The sequence below is a fragment of the Acinetobacter sp. YH12239 genome, assembly GCF_013417635.1.
GTDB lineage: Bacteria > Pseudomonadota > Gammaproteobacteria > Pseudomonadales > Moraxellaceae > Acinetobacter.
The window spans coordinates 1-6,842 of the sequence record NZ_VPDP01000039.1 but is presented as its reverse complement, the minus strand read 5'-3'; the positions used below and the strand labels follow the sequence as shown (position 1 = coordinate 6,842).

5 protein-coding genes and 3 pseudogenes are annotated in these 6,842 nt (G+C 37.1%); 3 read left to right on the top strand and 5 right to left on the bottom strand.

Annotated features, from left to right (window positions below):
* Window positions 1-537 precede the first annotated feature (537 nt).
* Window positions 538-1,902, top strand: a complete 1,365-nt coding sequence (locus FTV17_RS15185; protein ID WP_180000661.1) for an NAD(P)-binding domain-containing protein — start codon at window positions 538-540, stop codon at window positions 1,900-1,902.
* A 73-nt stretch (window positions 1,903-1,975) separates the two neighbouring features.
* Here the strand turns inward: FTV17_RS15185 and FTV17_RS15180 are convergent, their stop codons facing one another.
* From FTV17_RS15180 to FTV17_RS15170, 3 genes and pseudogenes are all read right to left on the bottom strand, one after another.
* The gene (locus FTV17_RS15180) at window positions 1,976-2,269 is read right to left on the bottom strand and encodes a BrnA antitoxin family protein (RefSeq protein ID WP_180000659.1); all 294 of its coding nucleotides are present in this window, start codon (window positions 2,267-2,269) and stop codon (window positions 1,976-1,978) included.
* Window positions 2,256-2,408: pseudogene (locus FTV17_RS15175) on the bottom strand (BrnT family toxin); the annotation flags it as partial. The pseudogene FTV17_RS15175 and the gene FTV17_RS15180, both read right to left, overlap by 14 nt.
* Before the next feature lie 41 nt (window positions 2,409-2,449).
* Window positions 2,450-2,821, bottom strand: a pseudogene (locus tag FTV17_RS15170) (integrase core domain-containing protein); the annotation flags it as partial.
* Between the two features lie 179 nt (window positions 2,822-3,000).
* Between FTV17_RS15170 and FTV17_RS15165 the strand changes: the two are divergent.
* Entirely contained in the window at window positions 3,001-4,215 is a 1,215-nt protein-coding gene (locus FTV17_RS15165) for an OprD family outer membrane porin (protein WP_180000657.1), read from the top strand.
* Window positions 4,216-4,240: 25 nt separating this feature from the next.
* Window positions 4,241-5,857, top strand: a complete 1,617-nt coding sequence (locus FTV17_RS15160) for an alkaline phosphatase (protein ID WP_180000656.1) — start codon at window positions 4,241-4,243, stop codon at window positions 5,855-5,857.
* 43 nt (window positions 5,858-5,900) lie between these two features.
* Here the strand turns inward: FTV17_RS15160 and FTV17_RS15155 are convergent, their stop codons facing one another.
* Both FTV17_RS15155 and FTV17_RS15150 read right to left on the bottom strand, forming a co-directional pair.
* Entirely contained in the window at window positions 5,901-6,599 is a 699-nt protein-coding gene (locus FTV17_RS15155; RefSeq protein WP_180000654.1) for a phosphatase PAP2 family protein, read from the bottom strand.
* Window positions 6,600-6,731: 132 nt separating this feature from the next.
* A pseudogene (locus FTV17_RS15150) lies at window positions 6,732-6,842 on the bottom strand (IS5/IS1182 family transposase); the annotation flags it as partial.

Sequence of the window (6,842 nt, the reverse complement as noted above, 5' to 3'; positions counted from 1 at the left end):
CTTATTGATTTTGCACTTAACGTAATGCAGAACTGTTCTACATTCATCATAGCTTTATTATTTGGCTTATATTATGAAAAAATTGAGCATTGGCTAGGTCTACATTGGAATAAAAAGAAAAGCTAGACAAGCAAATTTCGTATAAGAGATTTTATGTTAAATATACGATTAAAATTCTAGGCTATGAAACGTTGTTTGATAGTCTTCTGCATTAAAGCTTTATAGTGGAAGGATTTTTTACACTGATCTTCAGGTTATTCAAAATTAAATTAAAAAAATTTAGAAGATAAATTGTTATATTTAATATTATGATTTACACCATATTTTTATATAAGTTTTTATGATATAATTTTTATTCTTTTCTGTATGTTATATATCCAATGTAAATGTAACCTACAATATTTTTTTTACTTCGCATCCTATTTTGAGTGGATTATCCTTAATCTATATTTAGGTTTGTACATAAACTATTCTTACGATCCTAAATAAAATCAAAATTGGAGATAGGCGAAGCTATTAAAACTAATGGAGATAGCGATGACTAGAATAGCAATTATTGGTTCAGGTCCTAGTGGCATGGCACAATTAAGAGCATTCCAATCAGCAAAGGCCAAAGGTCTAGAAATTCCAGAAATTATATGTTTTGAAAAACAAAGTGATTGGGGGGGGCAATGGAACTATACTTGGCGTACAGGTGTAGATGAAAATGGAGAGCCCGTTCATAGTAGTATGTACCGTTACTTGTGGTCTAATGGGCCAAAAGAAGCATTAGAGTTTGCGGATTATACGTTTGACGAACATTTTAAAAAGCCCATCGCCTCTTACCCACCAAGAGAAGTGTTGTGGGATTATATTAAGGGTCGTGCGGAAAAAGCCAAGATCAAACATTTGGTCAGATTCAATACCGCGGTGCAGCATGTCCGCTACGATGAACAAAAAAAGAAATTTACTGTTGAAGTAGAAGATTACAAGAACCAAAGACACTATGTGGAAGAGTTTGACTATGTGATTGTGGCCTCAGGGCACTTTTCGACGCCAAAAGTACCCGTATATAAAGGCTTTGATCGTTTTCATGGTCGTATTTTACATGCGCATGATTTTCGTGATGCCCGTGAATTTGCAGATAAAACGGTACTGCTTGTGGGTAGTAGCTATTCGGCTGAAGACATCGGTTCACAATGCTACAAATATGGCGCGAAGCAAATCTATAGTTGTTATCGTAACAAACCGATGGGTTTTAAATGGCCGAAAAATTGGTCTGAGAAAAAACAGCTAATACGTGTAGATGAACGTAAAGCTTATTTTGGAGATGGTACTTCGGCAAAAGTTGATGCGATTATTTTGTGTACTGGTTATCTTCATCATTTCCCATTTATCGAAGATAAATTGCGTTTAAGAACACACAATTGTTTATATCCACTAGATCTTTACCAAGGTGTGGTATGGGAAAAAAATCCCCGTTTATTTTATCTAGGTATGCAAGATCAATGGTATACCTTCAATATGTTTGATGCCCAAGCTTGGTATGTTAGAGATATCATATTAGGTAAAATTTCTTTGCCAAATATCATGGAAATGCAACATCATACTGAGAAGAAGCATTTAGAAGAGAAAGCTCTAAGTACAGATGAGGAGAAAGCACATTTCCAAGGTGAATATGTGAAATATTTAATTAGTGAAACAGATTACCCTAATTTTGATGTTGATGGGGTGCACAATATTTTCATGCAGTGGAAAAAGCACAAGAAAGAAAATATTATGGAATTTAGAGATAAAACGTATCGTTCAGTTATGACTGGAAAAATGGCAAGACCACATCATACGCCTTGGTTAGAAGCTCTCGATGATTCTTTAGAGAACTATTTAGATTCAGAAGGTGCTAAAGAGAAAAATTTTATTTAGCCAAAATTTAGAAAAGTAGCTAGAAGTCAAATGGGAGCCTAAGCTCCCATTTTTATTGATGATTCTTTAATTCTTAGAGCATAGCATCCTGTAAGATTTCATTCATTCGTGTTTGATAACCTTTGCCTTGTGCTTTGAACCAAGCAAGTACATCAGCATCTAAACGAATGGAAGTCTGTTGCTTCACTGGACGATAGAACTGATTATGGCGTACAGCATTGCTCCAGTCTGTAATTTCAGGCATATCTGATAGATCTAACTGATCATCAGGAACTGTGCCTTTAGCAAGCAAGCGTTGAATTTCAGCATCTTGCTTCTCACCAAATTTCTCATTCAGCTCTTTGCGTGAGTATCTAACCATGCTCATATTTGTTTCGCTCCGCTTTAGTGACTTGCCTTGCACTAATGATTTGTATGATTTCACAGTCATCTTCATCAAAAATTGTGTGAGCCACCAATAACATTAGTACGCCTTTAACTCGTCCAATGGTTTGCCAACGTTCTTCACTGAACCGTACCGGGTTTGTCGGAGACTTTTTTATTTAAGTTAGGCCACCTGACCTAACGGGTTAATCTTATCATAGTACATTGCTTCAAACTCAAAAGGCGATACATAACCCAGTGCACTGTGTACACGCTTTTTATTGAACCAATCTACCCAGTTGAGTGTCGCAAGTTGTACATCTGCTAAACCTTGCCAATCTGCTTTTAAATATTCAATCACCTCTGTTTTGTATAAGCCATTCACCGTTTCAGCCAGAGCATTATCGTATGAATCACCAGTTGTACCGACTGATGCTCGTAAATTTGCAGCTTCTAAACGATTGGTATAGCGAATAGAAAGATATTGAACACCTCTATCGGAATGATGAATCACATTCTTTGGCATGCTTCGATCGTGCAATGCTTGCTCAAGTGAAATAATCATTAGCTTAAACAGGATTGAGGGTAGTCAATTTTAAGTCACATAAACTTAATAAATCTGTAGGATAAAATTCATATTGAGGATGTAGGGTATTTCAAAGTTTATTTAGTGTCCCCAAAAAAGGCAGTACTTTGATTTATAAATTATTGATTTTAAGCACATTATCAATTGGAATGATTCAGTTCACGCATGCGGATTTTATAGAAGATAGTAGAGCTGAGGTTAATTTTAAAAATTATTACTTTGATCAGGATCAAGAGCCTACTGACAAAGATTCGACTGTATGGGGGCAAGGGATTGAATTGATGTACGAGTCCGGTTATACCGAAGGTAAAGTCGGATTGGGCCTAGATGCAAGTGCAGCTATCGGTATCCGTCTAGATGGCAGTAAAGATAAGGCTAAGAACTCATTAATGTTCCCACTTGATGATGATGGCGGACCTACTGGATATTGGACTAGAGCCTATCCCACATTAAAAGTTAAATATAGTAAATCTGAACTAAAAGTTGGTGAACTACGCCCCAAATTACCTATTTTAAGTCGCAGTTTTGCACGTTTACTTGAATCATCCTATATAGGGACTCAACTTACCTCTAAAGAAATAAAAGGTCTCAATTTAACTGCAGGATATGTCACAGAAGCAATTCCTCGTGCATCACGTGATAAATCTGAACTGTCTATCAAAGGTGCAACTCAGTCGAGTGATGGTTTTTTATTTGCTGGCGCTGATTGGAAACCAACTAAAAATTTAACTTTGCAATACTACGTGGGTGAGCTCGATGATTTTTATGTACAGCAATTTTTAGGTGCTAAACATAAATTTAATATTACTGAAAATCAAAGTTTTAATACTGATTTAAGATTATTTGACACTCAGGCTACAGGGGCCAATGAACGTGGTGAAAAAGGTTATGGTACTAAAGTAAGTAACCAAACTGCGAGCATTGATTTCAAATATAAGATTAAAAATCATCAATTCCAATTTGGTGCTCAAAAAATTGGCAGTGATGGTGATTTTCTTCACATGAATCAAAGTGGCCTAGGAAATGGAGCTGATGGCACATTTATATATCTCCCTACCAATAGACTATTACAGAATTTCACCAATGCAGGTGAAAAATCGACATGGTACGGATACCGATATGATTTTACAGATCAATATCTCAAAGGATTGAATGTCTCTTTCCTGAAAGTCCAAGGTCGTGATTTTGGTAAATGTGGATGTGCAACAGAGTCAGAAATCGACTACACCCTCAGGTACAAAGTTCCACAAGGAAAACTAAAGAATTTAGGCTTTACCGCGCAATACGGAAAATTTAAAAAAAGTACAGGCACAGAGCAGGAACAGACTCGAATCTATTTGACTTATAGCCTTCCTCTATTTTAATTAAAACCAATAATGTAGATAAAAGATGAATCAATTTAATGCAGATCGCCGACAATTTTTATTAGGTCTAGCTGGTTTAACCTCACTAGCATTGGTCTCAGGGCTCAGTCCAGTGAAAACTTGGGCTAATCCTAAATTTCCTATCAGCCCTTTTCAACTCGGTGTGGCCTCTGGTGATCCATGGCCAGATGGCTTTGTGATTTGGACGCGTGTTGCACCTTATCCCCTCTCTGTAGATGGAGGAATGCCTAATGAAGCAGTTAACGTCAAATGGGAAGTCGCACTCGATCGGAACTTTAAAAAAATAGTACAAACGGGTGAAGTACAAGCACATCCAGATTTACATCATACCGTACATGTTGAAGTGACAGGATTAGCACCACAAACACGCTATTATTATCGTTTCTTCATGAGTGATTATGAAAGTCCGATTGGTACAGCAAAATCAGCGCCTAGCGCTCAACAAATGCCAAATAAGGTTCGCATTGCTGTGGTGGGATGCCAACACTATGAAACTGGCTATTACACAGCTTATGATTATTTAAGCAAAGAAGAGGATATCGATATTGTCTTCCATTATGGCGATTACATTTATGAAGGTCCTGAAGGTAAAGGTGGTGGTCGAGCGATAGGTAATTTACGTGTATCTATCCCTGCTCGTCAGCATATTGGTCCAGAAATCCAAACTTTATTTCAATATAGAATACGATATGCACAATACCGTGCTGATCCTAACCTACAAGCAGCCCATGCATCAGCACCATTTGCAATAACATTCGATGATCACGAAGTAGATAATAATTGGGTAGCAGATTTAGAAGAAAAGGGAGAAAAGAGAGAAATATTTTTGCTTCGCCGAGCGGCAGCTTTTCAAGCTTGGTATGAATACATGCCCGTACGTTTAGCTCAAAAACCTCAAGGCCCAAACATTACTGCATATCGCACCTTAGATTTTGGTCAAATGTTGCGAATGAATATTTTGGATACTCGTCAGTATCGTTCTCCAATTCTTTGTAGCAAAGCTCAGTTAGAACAAGGATTGGATACAAATGGTTACTGTCGGACAGACAATCACAAAGCAGAACATATGCTTGGCAAAGTTCAAGAGGAATGGTTGGCAAGGCAAATGCGCCATGATAAACGCTGGAATATACTTGCACAGCAGATCCAAGTTATGCCTTGGGTACGCTATAATAAATCAGGTAATGCTTATTTTGGTAAAGATACGTGGAACGGTTATCCATACGCCCGAGAACGTCTAATTCAATCTATACATGACAACGCTCCAAACGGAAATACTGTTATTTTATCTGGTGATCTTCATCAATACTTTGTTGCCAATATTCCAAGTGATCTAAATGATTACAAATCACAGTCTATTGCGACTGAATTTTTAACTACATCTATCACCTCAACTGGTAACGGCCAGCCTATCCGACCTGGTCAAGAAGATATTTTAAAGTTAAATCCACACATCAAATTTATTAATGATCAACGTGGTTATCAAACTTTAGATTTCTTTAAAGATCATATGCGTACAGATTTAAATGTACTTGATTTTGTTGAAAAGCCTGGCGGCAAACTTTCTATTGCAGCTAGTTTTGAAGTTGAATACGGCAAACCTGAAGTGAAAAGAGTTTAGTCATAAAAAATGCCTGCATATTGCAGGCATTTTTTATATCAATTTATTTAGTTTTTCTAGTTAATACGCGCTGTACTTCTTCTTTGGCCCTCGCTAGATCTGCCTTGAACTTAGGATCGGCTTGTAAACGAGCAAATTGTGCTGCACCTGTAATACGCCCTGCATCAACATCACTTTGCCAATGCATATTACACACTACACGGCTTTGCCCAAAATCAATACCACGTTTCAGAATTTCATTTTGACGATCAGGACGAATTTCGGCCAAAATTAATGCATATGTCCACCCAATCGTGGTGTGTCCCGATGGGTAAGAACCATTCGTGTTTAAATCTGTTTCTTCATGTGGCGTGCATGTTTTGACACCATAAAAAGCAAATGGTCGTTGGCGGTTATAATGCTTTTTCGCATCTTGTGTACTGTAGCGGCTATCACGCTTTACCTTTCTCAGTAAATCAAACAATATTGGTGTATTTTGCTTACTAATTTCTAATCCAAACGCCTCTGAAAACGGTATGCCAAGGTGTTCATTAGACACGTCAGCATCAATGGCAGCCTGTTTCCACTGCTCATCTGAACGTTGAACTTGCATTTGTTTGAAAATTGCTTGGTCATGTGAAAGGCTAACACTATCAGGTGCAGGTGGTTGAGGTAATATCAAAAGGCTATTTGGAGCTTGATGAGGTAATAAATACGAATCATCTGCTGCATAAAGGGATGGGCAAATGATTAAAAAAGACATTAATGGAATACATGCTAGTGTAGAGATGGGTTTAGATATCATTAATTTATCGCATTTCTAAAATAATTCTGCATTAAAATAATAGATAGATTTTAATAAATAATGACAATTAGATTAGGGTTCTTTCATAAATCATTTTTTACTCAGTTCTAAATTATAAATCCCTGCGATTAAACTGAATCTCAATCCCAATCTTTTGCCACGGTTGCGATATCGCTCAGCAAGGATTTTGAAGGTCTTCAA

Excerpts from the sequence above, each read along its gene's own strand:
- FTV17_RS15185 (WP_180000661.1), top strand. The coding sequence starts at position 538 with ATGACTAGAATAGCAATTATTGGTTCAGGTCCTAGTGGCATGGCACAA.
- FTV17_RS15180 (WP_180000659.1), bottom strand. The coding sequence starts at position 2,269 with ATGAGCATGGTTAGATACTCACGCAAAGAGCTGAATGAGAAATTTGGT.
- FTV17_RS15165 (WP_180000657.1), top strand. The coding sequence starts at position 3,001 with ATGATTCAGTTCACGCATGCGGATTTTATAGAAGATAGTAGAGCTGAG.
- FTV17_RS15160 (WP_180000656.1), top strand. The coding sequence starts at position 4,241 with ATGAATCAATTTAATGCAGATCGCCGACAATTTTTATTAGGTCTAGCT.
- FTV17_RS15155 (WP_180000654.1), bottom strand. The coding sequence starts at position 6,599 with ATGTCTTTTTTAATCATTTGCCCATCCCTTTATGCAGCAGATGATTCG.